Below are 18,518 nucleotides of genomic sequence, written 5' to 3' on the forward strand. Positions count from 1 at the left end.
ACGTTCACGGGGCGGCAGGCAACAGCGCCTGACCCGACGCCACGGCGACGCGTCCCAGCCAGGAGGAATCTGCAATGAGCACAGCACGGCGAGCGTCATTCGGCGCTCTCACCGCCACGGCCGCCGCATTGGCGCTCGTGATCACCGGTTGTTCCGCACCGGCATCGAACTCCGAGTCCTCTGAGGGCGCGGCGGGCGGCGACCTCGTCATCGGCGTCACCAGCGACCCGGACACCCTGTTCCCCTGGAAGGCCACGCAGTTCCAGGCCGTCAACGTGCTGCAGAACCTGTACGGCACGCTGACCGAGTTCGACGAGGACCTCAACGTCGTGCCCGGCCTCGCCGAGTCCTGGGACGTCTCCGACGACGGCCTCACCGTGACCTTCCACCTGCGGGAGGGTGTCACCTTCGCCGACGGCACCACGTTCGGCTCCGAAGACGTCAAGTACTCGCTCGACGCGATCGCCGCCGAGGCCACCGCCGCCGTCGCGAGCAGCTCCCTCGCCTCCGTCACCGCGGTCGAGGCCACGGACGAGACGACCGTCACCCTCACGCTGAGCGCTCCCGACGCCGCTCTCCCCGCCAACCTCGCCGTGATCAACATGGCCATGCTGTCGTCCGACGACACCGAAGAGGCGCTCAACACGACCCCGAACGGCACCGGTCCCTTCATCCTCGACAGCCGCAAGGCCAGCCAGTCGATCACGCTCGCCAAGAACGAGGACTACTGGGGCGACGCCGCACTGCTCGACACCGTCGAATTCCGGGTGATCCCCGACGAGTCGTCGATCGTCTCGGCGATGCAGTCCGGCAACGTGCAGCTCGCGGTGTTCGACGACCCGCTGGTCGCGCAGACCGCTGAGGGTGCCAACGTCGAGGTCGCCACGACCCCGCAGCTGAGCTACCACGCCCTGCAGCTGAACGCCACGCGCGGCGACCTCACCGACGTCAACGTGCGCCTCGCCATCCAGTGCGCGATCGACCGCCAGGAGGTGCTCGACACCGCCGCCCTCGGCGAGGGCGAGGTCACCGGCCCGATCACCTCTCCGGCGTACAAGTCCGACCCCGAGGCGCGTCCGTGCCCCGAGCGTGACCTCGACAAGGCCGCCGACTACCTCAAGAAGGCGGGCAAGGAAGACGGCGTCACCATCAAGACGATCGTCTCGCAGGGCGAGTACGCCACCTCGGTGAACGAGGCGCAGAACCTCAAGGCCCAGCTCGCCGATGCGAAGATCACGCTCGACATCGAGGTCCTCGAGTCCGGTGCCTTCGTCGACCGCTGGATCGCGGCCGACTTCGACGCCGCTGTCGCGCTCAACGGCGGTCGTCCCGACCCCGACGGCATGTACGGCCGCTACTTCACCAGCACCGGAAACCTGAACAAGGTCGCCGGCTACTCCTCGCCCGAGCTCGACGCGCTGTTCGCCGAGGGACGCCAGACGGCCGACCCGGAGAAGCGCAAGGACATCTACGCGCAGGTCTCCGAGAACCTCGAGGACAATGCCGCGTGGATCTGGCTGTTCACGAGCTACACCTACACGGCGACGGCCTCGACCGTCGACGGCTTCGTCCCCATGGTGAACGGCTCGCTGCAGTACCTGCGGACCACCTCCATCAAGTAGCGGATCGAGGGGGCGCGGCACGCCCGCGCCCCCTCCCTCCCCGACGACAGGCACCCCCACACGCGCATGTTCAGACAGCTCCTCCGCAACAGCGTGCTGCGACGCATCCTCGCAGCACTCGGCACGCTCCTCGGCGTCGCCATCTTCGTCTTCCTGATGCTGCGCGCCATCCCCGGCGACCAGATCAGCTCCGGCCTCGGCACCGAGGCAGCCGCCCTCACGCCTTCGCAGCGCGCGGCCCTCGAGGCCTACTACGGCCTGGACCAGCCGCTCTTCGTGCAGTTCTTCTCGTGGCTCGGCAACATCTTCACCGGCAACCTCGGCTTCTCGTCCAGGGCGCAGACCAGCGTGCTCGACCTGACCGCCGCCGCCCTCCCCGTCACGTTCGAGCTCGCGATCTTCTCGATCGTGATCGCCCTCGCCATCGGCATCCCGCTCGGCATGCTCTCGGCGTCGAAGCCCGACTCGGTCCGTGACGGCTTCGGCCAGGTGGTCGGTCTCGCCGGTCTCTCGATCCCGGCGTTCCTGCTCGGCACCGCACTGCTGGCGGTGCTCGCCTCGTCGTTCGGATTCAACCCCAACGGTCAGGCCTACGCCACGCTCTTCGAGGACCCGCTGCTCAACCTCCAGCAGATGCTGCTGCCGTCGATCGTGCTCGGGTTCGGCATCGCCGCGCCGATCATGCGCACGACCCGCACCGCGGTGCTCGAGATCCGCGCCAACGACTTCATCCGCACCGCGAAGGCGAAGGGCGTCCCGCCGCGCCGCCTGCAGGTGCGGCACGTGCTCGGCAACGCGCTGGTCCCCATCGTCACGATGACCGGCCTGCAGTTCGGCTACCTCCTCGGCGGCGCCGTGGTGGTGGAGCAGATCTTCTCGCTCCCCGGCATCGGACGACAGGTGCTGCTCGGCATCCAGCAGAAGGAGTACGCGCTCGTGCAGAGCACCGTCCTCGTGATCGCCCTCGCCTTCGTCATCGTCAACCTGCTCACCGACCTGCTCTACCGGGTCATCGATCCTCGGGTGCGTGCCGCATGACCGACATCTCTCAGACATCCGCCCTCGCCCCCGGCGGCGGGCGCACCGGGGAGCGCGTGCGCCTCCTGCTGCGCAGCCGCAGCGGGCTCACCGGCCTCATCATCGTCGTGCTGCTCGCGGTGCTCAGCCTCGTCTCGGCGTTCGGGCTGCTGCCCTTCGACCCGCTCGCCCAGGATCCGCCCTCGCGCCTGCAGCCGCCGTCGGCCGTGCACTGGTTCGGGACGGACCAGTTCGGGCGCGACGTGTTCTCGCGCGTCGCCGCAGGAGTCGCGAACTCGGCGCTGATCTCGGTCGTCGCCGTGGCCTTCGCCACCGTGGTCGGCACCGTGTGCGGACTCATCGCCGGCTTCTACCGCGGCTTCTCCGATGGTGCGATCACGGCCGTCACCAACGTGCTGTTCGCCTTCCCGCCGCTGCTGCTCGCCCTGTCGCTGGCGTCGGTGTTCGAGCGCAACTGGTTCACCATCGCCGTGGCCATCGCGATCGTCTACGTGCCGATCTTCATTCGCGTGACCCGAGGCCCCGTGCTCTCGCTGCGCGAGGTCGAATACGTCAAGGCCGCCAAGAGCACCGGTCAGAGCCGCATGGCGACCATGTTCCGGCACGTGCTGCCGAACATCACGTCGATCATCATCGTGCAGGTCACGCTCTCGCTGTCCTGGGCCGTGCTCACCGAGGCCTCGCTGAGCTTCCTCGGGCTCGGCACCCCGCCGCCCGCGCCCTCGCTCGGTTCGATGATCTTCGAGGCGCGCACGCTCGTCACGATCGCCCCGTGGACGATGATCGCGCCCGGTGTGATCGTGGTGCTGCTCGTGGTCGGGCTGAACCTGCTCGGCGACGGCCTGCGCGACAGTCTCGACCCCCGGAACAGAGGAAAGCGATGACCACGGAGGACCTCGGCGGACTCGCCACGGAGGCCAGCGACCCCCGCTACGCGGAGCTCGACCTGATGAGCGTGGCGGAACTCGCGCAGACCATGAACGAGGCGGATGCCACGGTGCCGGCTGCCGTACAGCGCGCCCTCGGACAGATCGTCCCCGCGATCGAGGCCACGGCCGCCCGCATGGCGCAAGGCGGTCGCCTGGTCTACGTCGGCGCCGGAACCCCCGGCCGCATCGGCGTGCTCGACGCCTCGGAGTGCCCGCCCACCTTCAGCACCCCGCCGGAGCTGGTGTTCGCGATCATGGCCGGAGGGCCGGGCGCGATCGTGAACCCCGTCGAGGGGGCTGAAGACGACGCGGAGGCGGGGGCTTCGGCCATCGACGCCGCCGGCATCGGCCCGCTCGACACCGTGATCGGCATCGCCTCGAGTGGACGCACGCCGTATGTGATCGCCGCCGTCCGCCGGGCGCGCGAGCTCGGAGCGCTCAGCATCGGCCTGTCGTGCAACGTCGGCACAGCACTCAGCGCGGCGGCCGAGCACGGCATCGAGGTCGAGGTCGGACCCGAGGTGCTCTCCGGCTCGACGCGACTCAAGTCGGGTACTGCCCAGAAGCTCGTGCTCAACATGTTCTCGACCATCTCGATGGTGCGGGGCGGCAAGGCCTACGGCAACCTGATGGTGGATGTGAAGGCCACCAACCACAAGCTGCGCGAGCGGGCGATCCGGATGGTGCAGACCATCGCGGACGCCGACCGCGACACGGCGGTGGCGGCGCTGGAGACCGCCGCCTACGACGTGAAGCTCGCGTCGATCATGATCCGCCGCGGCGAGGACCTCGCCGCGGCCACCGCACGACTGGGTGCCGCCGACGGACGGCTGCGCACCGCACTGGAGGAGAACTGATGCGCATCCTCGGACTGATCTCCGGCACCTCGCACGACGGGATCGATGCCGCCGTCGTCGACTTCACGACCAGCGGCGGCTTCACCGCGCACGGTGTGGATCTGCACGGCACCGTGCTCGCGGCGACGAGCGTGCCTTACGCCCCTGAGCTTCGGGCGCGACTGATCGCGGCGCTCCCGCCCGCGCAGACGACGCTCGCCGAGGTGGCCGAGCTCGACACCCTGATCGGACAGGCGTTCGCCGAGGTCGCGGCCGACATCGCGGCAGAGGTCGGCGGGGTCGACGCGGTGTGCTCGCACGGGCAGACCGTGTACCACTGGGTCGACGGCGCGCACGCGCGGGGCACCCTGCAGATCGGGCAGCCCGCGTGGATCGCCGAGAGAGTCGGCGCTCCCGTGGTGTCCGACATCCGCATCCGCGACATCACGGTCGGCGGTCACGGCGCCCCGCTGGTGTCGTTCCTCGACGAGTTGCTGCTGCGCTCGCGCGCCGGTGTCTCCGCCGCCCTCAACCTGGGCGGCATCTCGAACATGACGGTGGTGCGCCAGGACGGCCTCGTCGCGTACGACATCGGCCCGGCGAACGCGCTGGTCGACGCGGTCATCGTGGAGCACGGGCTCAACCCGCTCGGCTACGACGACGACGCCGCGATCGCCCGCACCGGACAGGTCGACGAGGCGCTGCTGGCAGCCCTGCTCGAAGACCCGTACTACGCCCTCACCCCGCCCAAGAGCACGGGCAAGGAGCACTTCCACCTCGGCTACGTGCACGAGCACCTGGCTGCGCAGGGCCGCGAGATCGCGGTCGCCGATGTCGTGCGCACCCTGACCGAGCTCACGGTCCGCACGGTGGCGCGCGACGTGGAGGCCGCGGGCATCGGGTTCCTCGCCGTGTCGGGCGGCGGATGCCGCAACCCGCTGATCCTCGACGGACTGCGCGCCGCGCTGCCCTCGACGGAGGTCGTGCTCGCCGACGAGCTGGGTGCCGCGGCCGACAGCAAGGAGGCCATCCTCCTCGCGCTCATCGGCTGGTCCACGATGCACGGCGTTCCCGCGATCGTCCCCGGCGGCACCGGTGCGCGCGAGCCGCGGATCCTGGGCACCATCACGCCGGGCGTCGGCCCGCTGCAGATGCCCGAGCCCGTCGCCTCCATCGACTCCCTCGTGCTCACGGAGGCCTCGGCATCGTGAGCCTCCAGGTGCGCCCCGCCACCCCGGACGACCTGTCCGGGGTGCTCGAGGTGTTCCTCGCGTGCTGGCGGGAGAGCTACCGGGGTGTGCTCCGCGACGCGGCGATCGACGCGATGACGGATGAGCGGGCCGAGGCGCTGTGGCGCCGGGTGCTCGCCGATCCGGTGGGCGTCGTGCTCGTCGCCGAGCGCGACGGCGAGATCGTCGGGATCACCCGGTACGCCGCGACGCCCGGCGATGGCGACCGGGTCGACGGCGCCGTGCACTCCCTGTACGTCTCGCCGCGGGCCCACGGGGGCGGGATCGGCGGAGCGCTGCTGGCGCGGGCATCCGCGGAGCTGCAGGATGCCGGGGCCGAGGCCGCGACACTGTGGGTGTTCGCGGCGAACCTGCCGTCGATCGGGTTCTACGAGTCGAAGGGCTGGCGTCCCGACGGAGCCACCCGCACCCAGCCGGAGTTCGGCGAGCCCGAACAGCGCATGCGCAGGGAGTGGACATGACCGCCGCCGCAGCCGTCGCCGCCGTCCTCGCCACGGACTCCGCACCGCGCGGCGCCGTCGCGGGTGTCGTCACCGACGCCGGGCGCGACGTCGCCGCGGGCGGCCTGGCCGACCTCGCCGGAACGCCGATGACCACCGAGACCGCGTTCGACATCGCCTCGGTGTCGAAGGTCGCCGCGACCACGACCGCGATCCTGCGACTCGTCAGCCGTGGTGAGGTGGGCTTCGACGATCCGGTCGACCGCTTCGTCCCCGGCACGTCCTGTGCGCCGGGAACGACCGTGCGTCACCTGCTGCAGCACCGCGCGGGTCTGTGGGAGTGGCAGCCGCTCTACCTCGATCACGCACACGCCGCCGACCCCGCGGCCGCGGCCGACGCGATCCCGCTCCGCTACGGCCTCGACGAGGGCCGTCACTACTCCGACCTCGGATTCCTGCTCCTCGGCCGTGTCATCGCCGCCGTCACCGGGCTGCCCCTGGACGCCGCCGTCCGCGAGCTCGTGACCGTACCCCTCGGGCTCGACCGCACCGGATACGGCCCGGTCACCGCGCCCGTCGCCTCGTCGTCGGTCGGTGACGCCGCCGAACGCCGCATGGTCGCGACCGGTGAGCCCTATCCGATCCTCGCCGCCGACCGCACATTCGCCTGGCGCGAGGGCGAGATCACAGGCAGCGTGAACGACGGCAACAGCTTCCACGCCGCCGGTGGCATCTCTGGCCACGCCGGACTCTTCAGCACCGCCGACGACCTGCTCACCCTGGGTGCCGCGCTCGCCGCTCCCGAACGGCATCCCGAGCTGTGGCATCCGGATGCGACAGCCGACCTGTTCCGCGACGGACCCGACGCCGGGCAGGCGCTGGGCTGGCGCAGCGACACGGTCGCGGTCGGCGGCCGACCGACCCGGATGCTCTGGCACCCGGGCTTCACGGGCTGCGCGCTGGGATTGGTGCCGGGCACCGGCACCGCCGCGGTCCTGTTGAGCAACCGCCTCTTCGCCCCCGAACCCGCGCCGACCGAGGCGCTGTGGCGCACGGCGCTCCCCGCACTCCTGGGTGACAACGATCTGGGCGGCAACGACCTGGACGACAACGAAGGAACGAGAACACCATGAGCACCACCGAGCCCGTGCTGAGCATCAGCGGCCTCGCCGTCGCCTTCCGAACCGGTTCCGAGCTGGTCACCGCCATCAGCGACATCAGCATCGACGTCGCCGCCGGTGAGACCGTCGCGATCGTCGGGGAGTCCGGGTCGGGCAAGTCGACCACCGCCGCCGCGGTCAACCGTCTGTTGCCCGAGAACGGGGTGATCACCGCCGGCAGCATCCGCTTCGACGGGCGCGAGCTGACCGATCTGCCCGAGAACGCGATGGTCTCCCTGCGCGGTGCCGGGATCGGCCTCGTGCCGCAGGACCCTATGTCGAACCTCAACCCGCTCATGCGCGTGGGCGAGCAGATCGGCGAGGCGCTCGAGGTGCACGGTCACACCCACGGCGATGCCACGAAGGCGCGGGTCGTCGAGCTGCTCGAGATGGTGGGGATCGCGGATGCCGCGCAGCGGGCGCACCAGTACCCGCACGAGTTCTCGGGCGGTATGCGCCAGCGCGTGCTGATCGCGATGGGTCTCGCCTGCAAGCCGCGCCTGCTGATCGCCGACGAGCCCACCTCGGCCCTCGACGTGACCGTGCAGCGGCGCATCCTGGACCAGCTCGATGCGCTCACCGATGACCTCGGCACCGCCGTTTTCCTCATCACGCACGACCTGGCCCTCGCTGCCGAGCGCGCCGACCGCATCGTCGTGATGTTCCGCGGTCACATCGTGGAGGAGGGCACCTCGGCCGAGGTACTCGGCAACCCGCAGCACGAGTACACGAAGCAGCTGCTCGCCGCGGCGCCGAGCCTCGCCTCCCGCCGCGATGCGCTGCCGCAGCGCGAGGCCGCCACCGGGACGCCGTTCGTCGAGATCCGCGACCTCCGCAAGGAGTTCGCCCTCCGGTCTCCCAAGGCGGGCGAGCCCGAGACGTTCACCGCGGTCGACGGGGTGAGCTTCGAGATCCGTCGCGGCACGACCGTCTCGATCGTGGGCGAGTCGGGGTCGGGCAAGTCGACCACGGCGAACATGGTGCTCGGCCTCGAGGACGCCACGTCGGGATCGATCCTGTTCGACGGGCTCGACCTGACCACGCTCCGCCGTAAGGAGCTGTTCGCGCTGCGCCGCCGTGTGCAGCCGGTGTTCCAGAACCCCTACGCCTCGCTCGACCCCCGCTACACGGTCGAGCAGTCGATCGCCGAGCCGCTGCGGGTGCACCGCATCGGCACCGCGGCCACCCGTCACGCCCGCGTGCTCGAGCTGCTGGAGCAGGTCGCCCTGCCCGCGGCGATGGCCGAGCGCCTGCCGCATGAGCTGTCGGGCGGTCAGCGCCAGCGCGTCGCGATCGCCCGGGCGCTCGCGCTCGAACCCGAACTCGTGGTGCTCGACGAGGCCGTGTCGGCGCTCGACGTGCTCGTGCAGGCGCAGATCCTCGACCTGCTCGCCGACCTGCAGAAGCGCCTGGGCCTGAGCTACCTGTTCATCAGCCACGACCTCGCGGTCGTGCGGATGATCTCCGACGAGGTGCATGTCATGCAGCGCGGCGTCGTGGTCGAGAGCGGCACCCCCGAGCGCATCTTCGACGACCCGCAGCATCCCTACACCCGCGAGCTCCTCGCCGCGATCCCCGGAGCGTCGCTGGCGTCCTGACCAGGTGGCAGGCTCCGGGGTCAGCGGGACTTGTCGTCGTCGTCCCAGGGGCCTTCCCACCAGCCGGCGCGGCCGTCGTCCGAGCCACCGCGTCCGCGGCGGGACCGCACGAACTGCACGACGAACACCGTCAGCGAACTGAGCAGGATCAGGAAGACCACCAGGAACAGCACGTCGCTCTGATTCATGGGCGTTTCCCCTCCGCGGCATCCGCCACGATCTTCGCGATGCGGGCCGCCCGGGTCTCCGGGCGCTTGGCCATCGCGATGTGCGTGAGACCGAACTTCTTGACCGACTTCGGGAATGCATCCCAGTTCTCGCGCGCGGCGGGCACCGCGTCGAGGGCGGCGGTGAACTCCTCCGGTTCGGTCCCGGCTTCCGGGCCGTCGAGCACGGTCCACGAGCCGTTCGCCTTCGCGACCTCGAGCACACGGATGCCGGCCGGAGCGAGCAGCCCCTCGGCCTCGAGCTCCGCGATCCGCGCCTTGTTCGTCGCCGCCCAGCCGCTGCCGGGGCGGCGAGGGGAGAACCACTGCCCATTGGCGCGGTCTTCGGTCCCGTCGTCGAAGACACGCACGGGGCCATCGATCCATCCGAAGCACAGCGCCTGCCGCACGGCATCCTCGTAGCTGACGCCGTCGGACGAGCCGCGCACGCTCAGCAACCAGACGCCCGCCGCGCGCTCATGGTTCGCCTCGAGCCAGGCGCGCCAGGCCGCGGCGTCCGCCGCCCGGAGTCGTTCGCCCTCGTCGAGTGCGCCCATCGGCTACTTCTTGATCTTGACCGTCGTGATCGTCTCGGTGATCCGCGGGAGCAGGTCGGCGACCGACTGCACGATCTCATCCGGGCGGAACGGGTACTTCTCGATCTCGGCCTGGTCGCTGATACCGGTGAGCACCAGGATCGTGTGCAGACCCGCCTCGATGCCGGCGACGACGTCGGTGTCCATGCGGTCGCCGATCATGCCGGTGCGCTTCGAGTGCGCGCCGATCTTGTTCAACGCCGAGCGGAACATCATCGGGTTCGGCTTGCCGACCACGTACGGCTCCTTGCCGGTGGCCTTCGTGATGAGCGCGGCGATGGCGCCTGTCGCGGGCAGCGGTCCGTCGGCGCTCGGGCCCGTGGCATCCGGGTTCGTCACGATGAAGCGCGCGCCGCCGATGATGAGGCGGATGGCCTTCGTGATCGCCTCGAACGAGTAATTGCGCGTCTCGCCCACGACCACGAAATCGGGGTTGGTCTCGGTCATGATGAAACCCGCATCGTGCAGTGCGGTGAGGATGCCGGCCTCGCCGATCACGAAGGCAGAGCCCCCGGGGAGCTGCTGCTTCAGGAAGTCGGCGGTCGCGAGGGCCGAGGTCCAGATGCGCTCCTCGGGCACGTGCAGTCCGCTGGTGCGCAGGCGAGCCGACAGGTCGCGAGCGGTGAAGATCGAGTTGTTCGTCAGCACCAGGTACGGGATGCCCGCGCTCTCCCAACCGGCGAGCAGTTCGGATGCTCCGGGGATGGCGTCGTTCTCATGGACGAGCACGCCGTCCATGTCGGTGAGCCAGCATTCGATGTCGTCACGTTGAGCCATGTGCACAGCCTAGAGGCCCCAGGCGACGCGCACCTGACCGTGTTGCGGAGGAGCTAGGCGCTGAGCCAGACGACCTGTGCCGCGCCGTCGGGCAGTGCCGTCTGCGCGCCGTCGATCTCCACTCCGGATGCCGTCACCGTGACGGTCGATGCGACCGCCAGGCCCAGCGCCTCGAGAGATCGCAGCAGCTCGGGGTCGCGGTCGTCGACGCGCAGCACCCGGCCCGCGTGCCCGGCCGGCGCGTCGGCGAGGAGCACGAAGGGCTCGCGCTCGATGTGACCGTCGGCATCGGGGATCGCATCGCCGTGCGGGTCGAAGCGCGGGCGTCCCAGTCGGGCGTCGATGCCCTCCAGCAGCCGGTCGCTGATGGTGTGCTCGAGCACCTCGGCCTCGTCGTGCACCTCGTCCCAGCCGTAGTCGAACTCCTGCACCAGCCAGGTCTCGATCAGGCGGTGCCGGCGCACCATCGCGAGCGCGCGCAGGGTTCCGGCATCCGTCAGCCGCACCGCACCGTAGGGCACGTGCGAGACGAGACCCGCGGCGGCGAGCTTCTTCACCATCTCGGTGACAGAGGACGGGGCGATGCCGAGCTTCGCGGCGAGCACCGAGGGAGTGATCGGTGCGTCCTGCCACTCGGTGTGCGCGTAGACGGTCTTCAGATAGTCGTCAGCTGCAGGGGATGCCACCGGACCAGCTTAGGTCAGCTCGTCGCGGCGGCCAGCAGGCTGTACGCGGCCTGACCCGCGAAGAACAGGACGAGGAAGCCGAGGAGGGCGGCGGCCAGGGAGAGTCGGCCGTCGAACCCCTCGATCTCGGCGATGCCGATCTTGCGCGCGCGGAAAGCCAGCACGAGAGTGGCGATGCCCAGGGCCAGCTGTACCCACGGGCTGCCGAGGCCGATGACCTTCGGGAACGCGATCAGCAGGCCGCCGATCACGCCCGTCGCGAGACCGATCCAGGTGAGGATGCGGACGTTGCGGCGGGCGTTATCGGCAGACATGCTGTCGAGCCTATCCGGGTCAGGCCCCCGTCAGGACGAGCCAGAGCAGCGCTCCGTTGAGGGCTATCAGCAGCACCGAGGCCACGATGCCGGCGGCCGTCGTCCGGCGCCGATTGGCCCAGGCGCCGAGGGTGCGTCGCTGCGCGGTGAGCACGACCAGCGGGATCAGGGCGAAGGGGATGCCGAACGAGAGCACCACCTGGCTGAGCACCAGGGCGAGTGTCGGATCGAAGCCGATGCCGAGGATGATGAGCGCGGGGATCAGCGTGACCAGGCGACGGGCGAGCAGCGGGATGCGTACGTGCAGCAGGCCGTGCATGATCTCAGCCCCGGCATAGGCGCCCACCGAGGTCGAGGCCAGTCCGGATGCGAGGAGTCCGACGGCGAAGAACGTCGCGACGACCGGGCCGAGCCCCGCGGCGAGAGCGGCGTGCGCGCCCTCCAGCGAGTCGGTGCCCTCGACGCCGGCGAGGTTCGCGGCGGCGAGCAGCAGGATGCAGAGGTTCACGGAGCCGGCGATCACCATCGCGATCGATACGTCCCAGCGGGTGGCGGTGAGCAGGCGGCGGATGCGTGAGGTCTCGGTGCGCACCGCCTCGTCGCCGGCGTGGGCGGTCGTGGCGCCGAAGCGGTCACGGGCGAGGGAGGAGTGCGCGTAGATCGCGTGCGGCATGATCGTCGCGCCGAGGATGGATGCGGCCAGCAGTACCGAGCCGGTGTCTTCGAAACGCGGGACCATTCCTCCGAGCACCCCGGCCGGGTCCGGCGGCGCGACGAAGACCCCGGCGACGAAGCCGACCGTGATGATGACCATGAGCCCGATGATCACGAACTCGAACGGGCGGGCGCCGCGCCGGCTCTGCACCGTGAGCAGGATCATCGAGACCGCGCCGGTGATGAGTCCGCCCAGCAGCAGCGGCACGTCGAACAGCAGGTTCAGGGCCACCGCGCCGCCGATGACCTCGGCCAGGTCCGTGGCCATGGCGACCAGCTCGGCCTGCAGCCAGTATGCGCGGCGGGCCCACGGTCGCTTCAACCGCGCGCCCAGCACCTCGGGCAGGCTCTGCCCGGTGACGACGCCCAGCTTCGCGGAGAGGTACTGGATCAGCCACGCCATGATGTTGCCCGCGAGCACGACCCACACCAGCAGGTAGCCGTACTGGGCCCCCGCGGTCATGTTGCTGGCGACATTGCCGGGGTCGAGGTACGCGACGCCGGCGACGAGGGCGGGACCGAGCAGCCACAGGCTGCGCGGGGCCCTGGCCGGGGACGCGGTCGGGGTCGTCATCGGGAGCGAAGAATTTTTAGGCACACCGAAACCGTAGCGTATTTTTCGGTGGACCTAAATATTTGGATGTTCGCTCCGGCGATAGCCTGGCGAGATGGATGATGCCGCTTCGGACCCCTCGCACGCCGACACTCCGGCGGGCCCGACGCACGGCGGCTCGACTGCCCAGCCCGGCTATGGAGTGGGCCCCTGGCCCGGAGGCGAGGATGCGTGGCCCGAGGGGGAGCAGTACGACCCCGAGCTCCTCGCGGCGGGCGACACCCGCAACGTGATCGACCGCTACCGCTACTGGCGGATGGAGGCGATCGTCGCCGACCTCGACACGCAGCGGCATCCGTTCCACGTCGCCATCGAGAACTGGCAGCACGACATGAACATCGGATCGATCGTGCGCAGCGCCAACGCGTTCCTCGCCGACACCGTGCACATCATCGGTCGCCGCCGCTGGAACAAGCGCGGGGCGATGGTCACCGATCGCTACCAGCACGTGGTGCACCACGAAGACGTCGAGACCTTCGCCGCCTGGGCTGCGGCGGAGGGCCTCCCGATCATCGCGGTCGACAACGTCGAGGGTGCCGTGCCCGTGGATCGCGCCGAACTCCCGCAGCGCTGCGTGCTGCTGTTCGGTCAGGAAGGACCCGGACTCTCGGCCGAGGCGCTCGCCGCAGCATCCGCCCACATCGAGATCACCCAGTACGGCTCGACGCGCTCGATCAACGCCAGCGCCGCGGCCGCCGTGATCATGTACGAGTGGTGCCGGAGATACGCGGGCTGAGCGCCGCCGGAAACCCCTCGACAGGCGGTGGCTGCGGGCGTAGCGTGAGTGCCGATCGAGGAGGTCGACATGGCAGTCGTCACACCCATCCGCCCGTTCCTCTGGTTCGTCGACAGGGCGCAGGAGGCGATGGAGTACTACGTCTCGGTGTTCCCGAACTCGTCGATCGACAGCGTGACCTACTATCCGGATGAGAACCTCAGCGAGCACTTCGAGGGCATGACCGGGAAGGTCATCAACGGGGAGTTCACTCTGAACGGAACGCGATTCGGCTGCCTCGACGGGGGTCCGGAGTTCACCTTCAACGAGGCCGTCTCCTTCGTGATCGAGTGCGCCGACCAGGAAGAGATCGACCGCTACTGGCAGGCGCTCTCCGCGGTGCCGGAGGCGGAGGCGTGCGGCTGGTGCAAAGACCGGTTCGGCGTCAGCTGGCAGGTGGTCCCCGCCGGGCTCGACCTTCTGCAGCAGCGGCCGGAGCAGATCCAGGCGCTGATGCACATGAAGAAGATCGTGATCTCGGAGCTCGAGATCGCCTGAGCTCGCGTTCTCGGTGGCAATGAACGGCGCGCTCAGCCGCGATCGATGCCGAAGAGGTGGCGGTAGATCGCGTTGACGTCGCGATCCAGATGATCGATGCGCCCGTGGACCGAGCTGATCTCCGTGCGCACATGGGCGAACTCGCTCCGCATCTCGGTCCGCACGCTGGCGAACTCGTTGCGGACCTCGGTCCGCACGCTCTCGAACTCGTTCTGCATCGTGCGCAGGAACATCGTCGAGATCAGCGTGATCGTGCCGAACATGCCCGCGGCGAAGACGCCGATCAGCGTCCATACCTGTGGTTCCGTCATCCCCAGCATCCCTTCAGTGTCCCCCGATCATCGTCGAGTGCACCAGGGTTTCCGCGCGTAGTATTCCGCGGATTCCGGTGGGTGGGGAGAAGTGGCGATTGACCGGATCGGTGCAGTGCCAGACGCCCGGCGTCAGACGGTCGCCGCGAGCCAGCGCCCGGATCGCACGCGCCAGCCGAGAGTGCCCAGACGCGCGAGCAGATAGACGCCGAAGAAGGCGACCGCGAGCCACACGAGTCCCGCGGTGCCGTCGACCCCGGTCGCGGCGATGATCCACAGCGCCGGGAGGAACGGGACCAGGTTCAGGCCCCCGGCGATCGCGAGATAGCGGGCGTCGTTCGCGCCCATGAGCACCCCGTCGAGCACGAACACGACACCCGCGATCGGCTGGGCGACGGCGAGCACGAGCAGTGCCGGCTGCACGAGGGCGGCGATCTCCGCCGAGCCGGTGAACACGATGCCGAGCACCCCGGAGAGTGCGGCGATCAGGCCGCCGACGATGACACCGAACCACGCGCCCCAGGCCACGGTGCGGGCCAGCACCCGGTGGACCTGCCGTTCGTCTCCGGCGCCCAGCTCCTTGCCGATGAGTGCCTGCGCGGCGATCGCGAGGGCATCGAGCGCGAACGCCGCGGCCGAGAAGATCGTGAACACGATCTGCCACCCGGCCAGCTCCTCGGTGCCGATGCCGGTGGCGATGCCCACGGTCGCGAGCAGGGCGACGCGCAGGCTCACGGTGCGAAGGAACAACCATCCGCCCGACGTCGCCGTGCTGCGGATGCCGGCGCCCTGGGCACGCAGCGAGGCGCTGTGACGGGTCGCCAGGCGGCGGATGACCAGGGCGTAAGCGGCGACCATGCCCCACTGCGCCGTCACGGTGCCGGCGGCCGAGCCCGCGATACCCCACCCGAGTCCGTAGATGAAGAGCCAGTTGAGCAGGGCGTTCGCGCCGAAGCCGAGCCCCGCGATCCAGAGCGGCGTCATCGTGTCCTGCATGCCGCGCAGCAGGCCGGTCGCGGCGAAGACGATGAGCATCGCCGGCAGGCCCCACATCGAGATCACCAGGTACTCGTTGGCCTGCTGTGCGACGGCCTCGTTCGCGCCGAACAACGAGACCAGCCACGGTGAGGAGACCGCGCCGACGACGGCGAGCACCGCGCCGAGTCCGAGCGCGAGCCACATGCCGTTGATGCCGACCGACACGGCCTCGCCCGGCTGTCCGGCGCCGAAGCGGCGGGCGACCGCCGGAGTGGTCGAGTAGGCGAGGAACACCATGAGTCCGACGATCGTCTGCAGCACGGCTCCCGCGATGCCGAGGCCCGCGAGCGGGGTCGTGCCGAGGTGCCCGACCAGGGCGGCATCCACGATCAGGAACGCGGGCTCCGCGATCAGCGCGCCGAGGGCCGGGACCGCGAGGCGCAGGATCTCTCGGTTGAGGGAGGCGCGCGCGGTCATCCTCCGAGCCTATGACCTGGCGCCGACCTCGTCCGTCCGCGCCCCCGAGAGCCGTCGTAGGGTGGGAGGGAATCGGATGCCGCGGAGGTGCATCATGACGGATCCCCGAGAAGCTGCGGCGCGCTACCGCGCGCAGCAGCAGCAGGCCGAGACCGCGGACGGCGATGAGGAGTCGGGCGCCCCGCCGGGAGCCGGTGCCGCCGTCGACAGGGCCGCCTTCATCGAGACGGCGATCCAGGTGGCGATCCGTCGCGGCGAGTTCGACGATCTTCCCGGCGCGGGCAAACCGCTGGAGGGACTCGGCACCCACCACGACCCGGACTGGTGGATACGCCGCAAGATCGAGACCGAGAACCTCACCGGACTCGGCCCGCCCGCCATCCTGCTGCGCACCGAGGACCGGGAGCTCAACGACCAGCTCGACCTGCTCGGCCGCGAGTCGGACGTGCGTGACGTGCTCGAGGACTTCAACAAGCGCGTGCGCGAGGCGCGTCGCCAGCTCCAGGGCGGACCTCCCGTCGTGACCGAACCGAGGGATGTCGACGCCGAGGTGGTGGCCTGGGCGGAGCGTCGGGCGTCGCGGCCGGCGGCTGCGCCGGTGCCGAGCCGACCTGCTCGCCGTCGTTGGTTCCGGAAGGGCTGAACCGGCCCGGAGTCCGAGGGGGGTCATAGGCTGGTGCGCATGACTGACGTTCTTCCCGTGGGCCTCGCCCTTGATGAGTTCAGCTCCGACATCCGCCCGCAGGACGACCTCTATCGTCACGTGAACGGCGCCTGGCTCTCGCGCACCGAGATCCCCGGCGACAAGGCGCGGTGGGGCTCGTTCCATCTTCTCGCCGAGCAGGCCGAGAAAGACGTGCGGGCGATCATCGAGGAGTCGCAGGATGCCGAGGAGGGCACGCTCGCCCGCAAGATCGGCGACCTGTTCGCGAGCTTCATGGACACCGAGCGCATCGATGCCGCCGGTCTCTCTCCGCTGGTGGAGACCCTCGCCGAGGTCGACGCCATCGACGGCATCCCGGCGTTCCTGCGCACGGTGGGCGCCTACGACCGCGACGGTCGCGCGGCCGTGATCGGCATGTACGTCGACGGCGACCCGGGCGACCCGGAGCGCTACCTGCCCGTGCTCATGCAGGCCGGGCTGTCCCTGCCGGATGAGAGCTACTTCCGGCTCGACACGTTCGCCGACACCCGGGCCGCCTATCGCGCACACCTCGAACGGCTGCTCGACCTTGCCGGTGTTCCGGATGCCGCGGCGAACGCCGACCGGGCGATCGCGCTCGAGACCGAGCTCGCCGGGCACCACTGGGACAACGTGCGCAGCCGCGACGCCGTGGCGACCTACAACCTCAAGACCTGGGACGAGCTGCAGGAGCTCGCGGGCGTCGACCTGGCTCCGTGGCGCGAAGCGGTGTCGCCGTCGAACCCGGCGGCCTTCGACGAGGTCGTCGTCTCGCAGCCCAGCTTCTTCGAGGGACTCGGCTCGCTCCTCACGCCCGAGCGGCTCGACGACTGGAAGGCGTGGCTGCGGGCCAAGGTCGTGCACGCGGCGGCTCCGTACCTCACCGACGACCTGGTGCAGGAGAACTTCTCGTTCTACGGCACCGAGCTCACCGGCGTGCCGACGATCCGCGAGCGCTGGAAGCGCGGCGTCTCTCTGACCGAGGGCGCGCTCGGCGAGGCGATCGGCAAGGTCTACGTCGAGCGGCACTACCCGCCGACGGCGAAGGCCGCGATGGACGAGCTGGTCGCCCACCTGATCGAGGCGTATCGCCAGAGCATCACCGACCTCGAGTGGATGACCGCCGAGACCCGGGAGCGCGCGCTCGCCAAGCTCGACTCCTTCACGCCCAAGATCGGCCACCCCGAGGTGTGGCGCGACTACTCGAGCCTGGAGATCGACCGCACCGACCTGTTCGGCAACGTGCGCCGGGCGTCGATCTTCGAGCACGACCGCCACGTCGACAAGGTCGGCAAGCCCATCGACCGCCTCGAATGGCACATGCCGCCGCAGATGGTCAACGCGTACTACAACCCGTCCATGAACGAGATCGTGTTCCCTGCGGCCATCCTGCAGTACCCGTTCTTCGACGCGAGCCGCGACGCCGCCGCGAACTACGGCGGGATCGGCGCGGTCATCGGGCACGAGATCGGTCACGGCTTCGACGACCAGGGCAGCCGCTACGACGGCGACGGCCGACTCCAGGACTGGTGGACCGACGCCGACCGTTCGGCCTTCGAGGAACGCACCAAGGCGCTCATCGCGCAGTACGACGCGCTCGTCCCCGAAGGGCTCGACGCTGAGCACCACGTCAACGGCGCCCTCACGATCGGTGAGAACATCGGCGACCTCGGCGGCCTCGGCATCGCGCTCAAGGCCTACGAGCTCTCGCTCGGCGGCGCGGAGGCCCCGGTCATCGACGGGTACACGGGCGTGCAGCGCCTGCTGCTCTCGTGGGCGCAGGTGTGGCAGCAGAAGAGCCGCGACGCCGAGACGCTGCGACTGCTGACCATCGATCCGCACTCGCCGAACGAGTTCCGCTGCAACCAGATCGTGCGCAACATCGACGCGTTCTACGAGGCGTTCGGCGTGGGCGAGGAAGACGCCCTGTGGCTTCCCGAGTCGTCGCGTGTGACCATCTGGTGACCAATCGTCTGACTCTGTGATGCATCCCCCGGCGGTGGGGTTACGATAGCCCT

General features: G+C 70.0%; 20 protein-coding genes. 12 read left to right on the forward strand and 8 right to left on the reverse strand.

From position 1 onward, the window contains the following. Window positions 1-74: 74 nt before the first annotated feature. The 8 genes from ACIOTO_RS09240 (at window position 75) to ACIOTO_RS09275 (ending at window position 8,873) form a co-directional block, all read left to right on the forward strand. Window positions 75-1,622, forward strand: a complete 1,548-nt coding sequence (locus tag ACIOTO_RS09240; RefSeq protein ID WP_400857550.1) for an ABC transporter substrate-binding protein — start codon at window positions 75-77, stop codon at window positions 1,620-1,622. Between the two features lie 66 nt (window positions 1,623-1,688). Further along, complete coding sequence (locus tag ACIOTO_RS09245) at window positions 1,689-2,660, forward strand: ABC transporter permease (protein ID WP_372467545.1); 972 nt, start codon at window positions 1,689-1,691, stop codon at window positions 2,658-2,660. Continuing rightward, the gene (locus ACIOTO_RS09250; RefSeq protein ID WP_091031742.1) at window positions 2,657-3,544 is read left to right on the forward strand and encodes an ABC transporter permease; all 888 of its coding nucleotides are present in this window, start codon (window positions 2,657-2,659) and stop codon (window positions 3,542-3,544) included. Before ACIOTO_RS09245 ends, ACIOTO_RS09250 begins: the two co-directional genes overlap by 4 nt. Continuing rightward, window positions 3,541-4,446, forward strand: coding sequence for an N-acetylmuramic acid 6-phosphate etherase (gene murQ / locus ACIOTO_RS09255; protein WP_400857551.1), 906 nt, complete (start codon window positions 3,541-3,543; stop codon window positions 4,444-4,446). Before ACIOTO_RS09250 ends, murQ begins: the two co-directional genes overlap by 4 nt. Continuing rightward, window positions 4,446-5,636, forward strand: a complete 1,191-nt coding sequence (locus ACIOTO_RS09260; protein ID WP_400857552.1) for an anhydro-N-acetylmuramic acid kinase — start codon at window positions 4,446-4,448, stop codon at window positions 5,634-5,636. The genes murQ and ACIOTO_RS09260 overlap by 1 nt, the downstream gene beginning before the upstream one ends. Beyond that, window positions 5,633-6,136, forward strand: a complete 504-nt coding sequence (locus ACIOTO_RS09265) for a GNAT family N-acetyltransferase (protein ID WP_400857553.1) — start codon at window positions 5,633-5,635, stop codon at window positions 6,134-6,136. The genes ACIOTO_RS09260 and ACIOTO_RS09265 overlap by 4 nt, the downstream gene beginning before the upstream one ends. Further along, window positions 6,133-7,248 carry a serine hydrolase domain-containing protein gene (locus tag ACIOTO_RS09270; protein ID WP_400857554.1) on the forward strand — a complete coding sequence of 372 codons (1,116 nt, stop codon included), beginning with the start codon at window positions 6,133-6,135 and terminating at the stop codon, window positions 7,246-7,248. The genes ACIOTO_RS09265 and ACIOTO_RS09270 overlap by 4 nt, the downstream gene beginning before the upstream one ends. Further along, on the forward strand, window positions 7,245-8,873 hold the full coding sequence (locus ACIOTO_RS09275; RefSeq protein ID WP_400857555.1) for an ABC transporter ATP-binding protein: 1,629 nt from the start codon (window positions 7,245-7,247) through the stop codon (window positions 8,871-8,873). The genes ACIOTO_RS09270 and ACIOTO_RS09275 overlap by 4 nt, the downstream gene beginning before the upstream one ends. 20 nt (window positions 8,874-8,893) lie before the next feature. On the opposite strand, the gene ACIOTO_RS09280 is transcribed toward ACIOTO_RS09275, so the two are convergent. From ACIOTO_RS09280 to ACIOTO_RS09305, 6 genes are read right to left on the reverse strand one after another with little or no spacing between them, the layout of a single operon-like run. After that, window positions 8,894-9,061, reverse strand: a complete 168-nt coding sequence (locus tag ACIOTO_RS09280; RefSeq protein WP_181156300.1) for a hypothetical protein — start codon at window positions 9,059-9,061, stop codon at window positions 8,894-8,896. Beyond that, window positions 9,058-9,636 (reverse strand): YdeI family protein, encoded by a 579-nt coding sequence (locus ACIOTO_RS09285; protein ID WP_400857556.1) that lies wholly within the window; start codon window positions 9,634-9,636, stop codon window positions 9,058-9,060. The genes ACIOTO_RS09280 and ACIOTO_RS09285 overlap by 4 nt, the downstream gene beginning before the upstream one ends. Before the next feature lie 3 nt (window positions 9,637-9,639). Beyond that, complete coding sequence (locus ACIOTO_RS09290; protein WP_029261258.1) at window positions 9,640-10,452, reverse strand: HAD-IIA family hydrolase; 813 nt, start codon at window positions 10,450-10,452, stop codon at window positions 9,640-9,642. 53 nt (window positions 10,453-10,505) lie between these two features. Further along, window positions 10,506-11,138, reverse strand: coding sequence for a metal-dependent transcriptional regulator (locus tag ACIOTO_RS09295; protein WP_400857557.1), 633 nt, complete (start codon window positions 11,136-11,138; stop codon window positions 10,506-10,508). Window positions 11,139-11,152: 14 nt separating this feature from the next. Beyond that, window positions 11,153-11,452 (reverse strand): hypothetical protein, encoded by a 300-nt coding sequence (locus ACIOTO_RS09300; RefSeq protein WP_372467535.1) that lies wholly within the window; start codon window positions 11,450-11,452, stop codon window positions 11,153-11,155. A 19-nt stretch (window positions 11,453-11,471) separates the two neighbouring features. Further along, entirely contained in the window at window positions 11,472-12,740 is a 1,269-nt protein-coding gene (locus ACIOTO_RS09305; protein WP_400857559.1) for an Nramp family divalent metal transporter, read from the reverse strand. 94 nt (window positions 12,741-12,834) lie between these two features. Between ACIOTO_RS09305 and ACIOTO_RS09310 the strand changes: the two genes are divergently transcribed. Together ACIOTO_RS09310 and ACIOTO_RS09315 are read left to right on the forward strand one after the other, a co-directional pair. Beyond that, window positions 12,835-13,515: a TrmH family RNA methyltransferase gene (locus ACIOTO_RS09310; RefSeq protein ID WP_400857561.1), complete on the forward strand. Its 681-nt coding sequence runs from the start codon at window positions 12,835-12,837 to the stop codon at window positions 13,513-13,515. Window positions 13,516-13,584: 69 nt separating this feature from the next. Then, window positions 13,585-14,052, forward strand: coding sequence for a VOC family protein (locus ACIOTO_RS09315; protein ID WP_091032286.1), 468 nt, complete (start codon window positions 13,585-13,587; stop codon window positions 14,050-14,052). Between the two features lie 32 nt (window positions 14,053-14,084). Here ACIOTO_RS09315 and ACIOTO_RS09320 read toward each other — a convergent pair whose 3' ends face one another. Both ACIOTO_RS09320 and ACIOTO_RS09325 read right to left on the reverse strand, forming a co-directional pair. Continuing rightward, complete coding sequence (locus ACIOTO_RS09320) at window positions 14,085-14,363, reverse strand: hypothetical protein (protein WP_029261253.1); 279 nt, start codon at window positions 14,361-14,363, stop codon at window positions 14,085-14,087. 132 nt (window positions 14,364-14,495) lie between these two features. Further along, entirely contained in the window at window positions 14,496-15,818 is a 1,323-nt protein-coding gene (locus tag ACIOTO_RS09325; protein WP_400857562.1) for an MATE family efflux transporter, read from the reverse strand. Window positions 15,819-15,912: 94 nt separating this feature from the next. Between ACIOTO_RS09325 and ACIOTO_RS09330 the strand changes: the two genes are divergently transcribed. Next, window positions 15,913-16,461, forward strand: coding sequence for a DUF1992 domain-containing protein (locus ACIOTO_RS09330; RefSeq protein WP_400857563.1), 549 nt, complete (start codon window positions 15,913-15,915; stop codon window positions 16,459-16,461). Window positions 16,462-16,500: 39 nt separating this feature from the next. After that, entirely contained in the window at window positions 16,501-18,465 is a 1,965-nt protein-coding gene (locus ACIOTO_RS09335) for a M13 family metallopeptidase (protein WP_029261250.1), read from the forward strand. The last annotated feature ends 53 nt before the right edge of the window (window positions 18,466-18,518 follow it).

Source organism: Microbacterium sp. NPDC087592 (assembly GCF_044743585.1).
In the GTDB taxonomy this organism is placed as follows: Bacteria; Actinomycetota; Actinomycetes; order Actinomycetales; family Microbacteriaceae; genus Microbacterium.

Excerpts from the sequence above, each read along its gene's own strand:
- ACIOTO_RS09240 (WP_400857550.1), top strand. The coding sequence starts at position 75 with ATGAGCACAGCACGGCGAGCGTCATTCGGCGCTCTCACCGCCACGGCC.
- ACIOTO_RS09245 (WP_372467545.1), top strand. The coding sequence starts at position 1,689 with ATGTTCAGACAGCTCCTCCGCAACAGCGTGCTGCGACGCATCCTCGCA.
- ACIOTO_RS09250 (WP_091031742.1), top strand. The coding sequence starts at position 2,657 with ATGACCGACATCTCTCAGACATCCGCCCTCGCCCCCGGCGGCGGGCGC.
- murQ (WP_400857551.1), top strand. The coding sequence starts at position 3,541 with ATGACCACGGAGGACCTCGGCGGACTCGCCACGGAGGCCAGCGACCCC.
- ACIOTO_RS09260 (WP_400857552.1), top strand. The coding sequence starts at position 4,446 with ATGCGCATCCTCGGACTGATCTCCGGCACCTCGCACGACGGGATCGAT.
- ACIOTO_RS09270 (WP_400857554.1), top strand. The coding sequence starts at position 6,133 with ATGACCGCCGCCGCAGCCGTCGCCGCCGTCCTCGCCACGGACTCCGCA.
- ACIOTO_RS09275 (WP_400857555.1), top strand. The coding sequence starts at position 7,245 with ATGAGCACCACCGAGCCCGTGCTGAGCATCAGCGGCCTCGCCGTCGCC.
- ACIOTO_RS09280 (WP_181156300.1), bottom strand. The coding sequence starts at position 9,061 with ATGAATCAGAGCGACGTGCTGTTCCTGGTGGTCTTCCTGATCCTGCTC.
- ACIOTO_RS09285 (WP_400857556.1), bottom strand. The coding sequence starts at position 9,636 with ATGGGCGCACTCGACGAGGGCGAACGACTCCGGGCGGCGGACGCCGCG.
- ACIOTO_RS09290 (WP_029261258.1), bottom strand. The coding sequence starts at position 10,452 with ATGGCTCAACGTGACGACATCGAATGCTGGCTCACCGACATGGACGGC.
- ACIOTO_RS09300 (WP_372467535.1), bottom strand. The coding sequence starts at position 11,452 with ATGTCTGCCGATAACGCCCGCCGCAACGTCCGCATCCTCACCTGGATC.
- ACIOTO_RS09305 (WP_400857559.1), bottom strand. The coding sequence starts at position 12,740 with ATGACGACCCCGACCGCGTCCCCGGCCAGGGCCCCGCGCAGCCTGTGG.
- ACIOTO_RS09310 (WP_400857561.1), top strand. The coding sequence starts at position 12,835 with ATGGATGATGCCGCTTCGGACCCCTCGCACGCCGACACTCCGGCGGGC.
- ACIOTO_RS09315 (WP_091032286.1), top strand. The coding sequence starts at position 13,585 with ATGGCAGTCGTCACACCCATCCGCCCGTTCCTCTGGTTCGTCGACAGG.
- ACIOTO_RS09320 (WP_029261253.1), bottom strand. The coding sequence starts at position 14,363 with ATGACGGAACCACAGGTATGGACGCTGATCGGCGTCTTCGCCGCGGGC.
- ACIOTO_RS09325 (WP_400857562.1), bottom strand. The coding sequence starts at position 15,818 with ATGACCGCGCGCGCCTCCCTCAACCGAGAGATCCTGCGCCTCGCGGTC.
- ACIOTO_RS09330 (WP_400857563.1), top strand. The coding sequence starts at position 15,913 with ATGACGGATCCCCGAGAAGCTGCGGCGCGCTACCGCGCGCAGCAGCAG.
- ACIOTO_RS09335 (WP_029261250.1), top strand. The coding sequence starts at position 16,501 with ATGACTGACGTTCTTCCCGTGGGCCTCGCCCTTGATGAGTTCAGCTCC.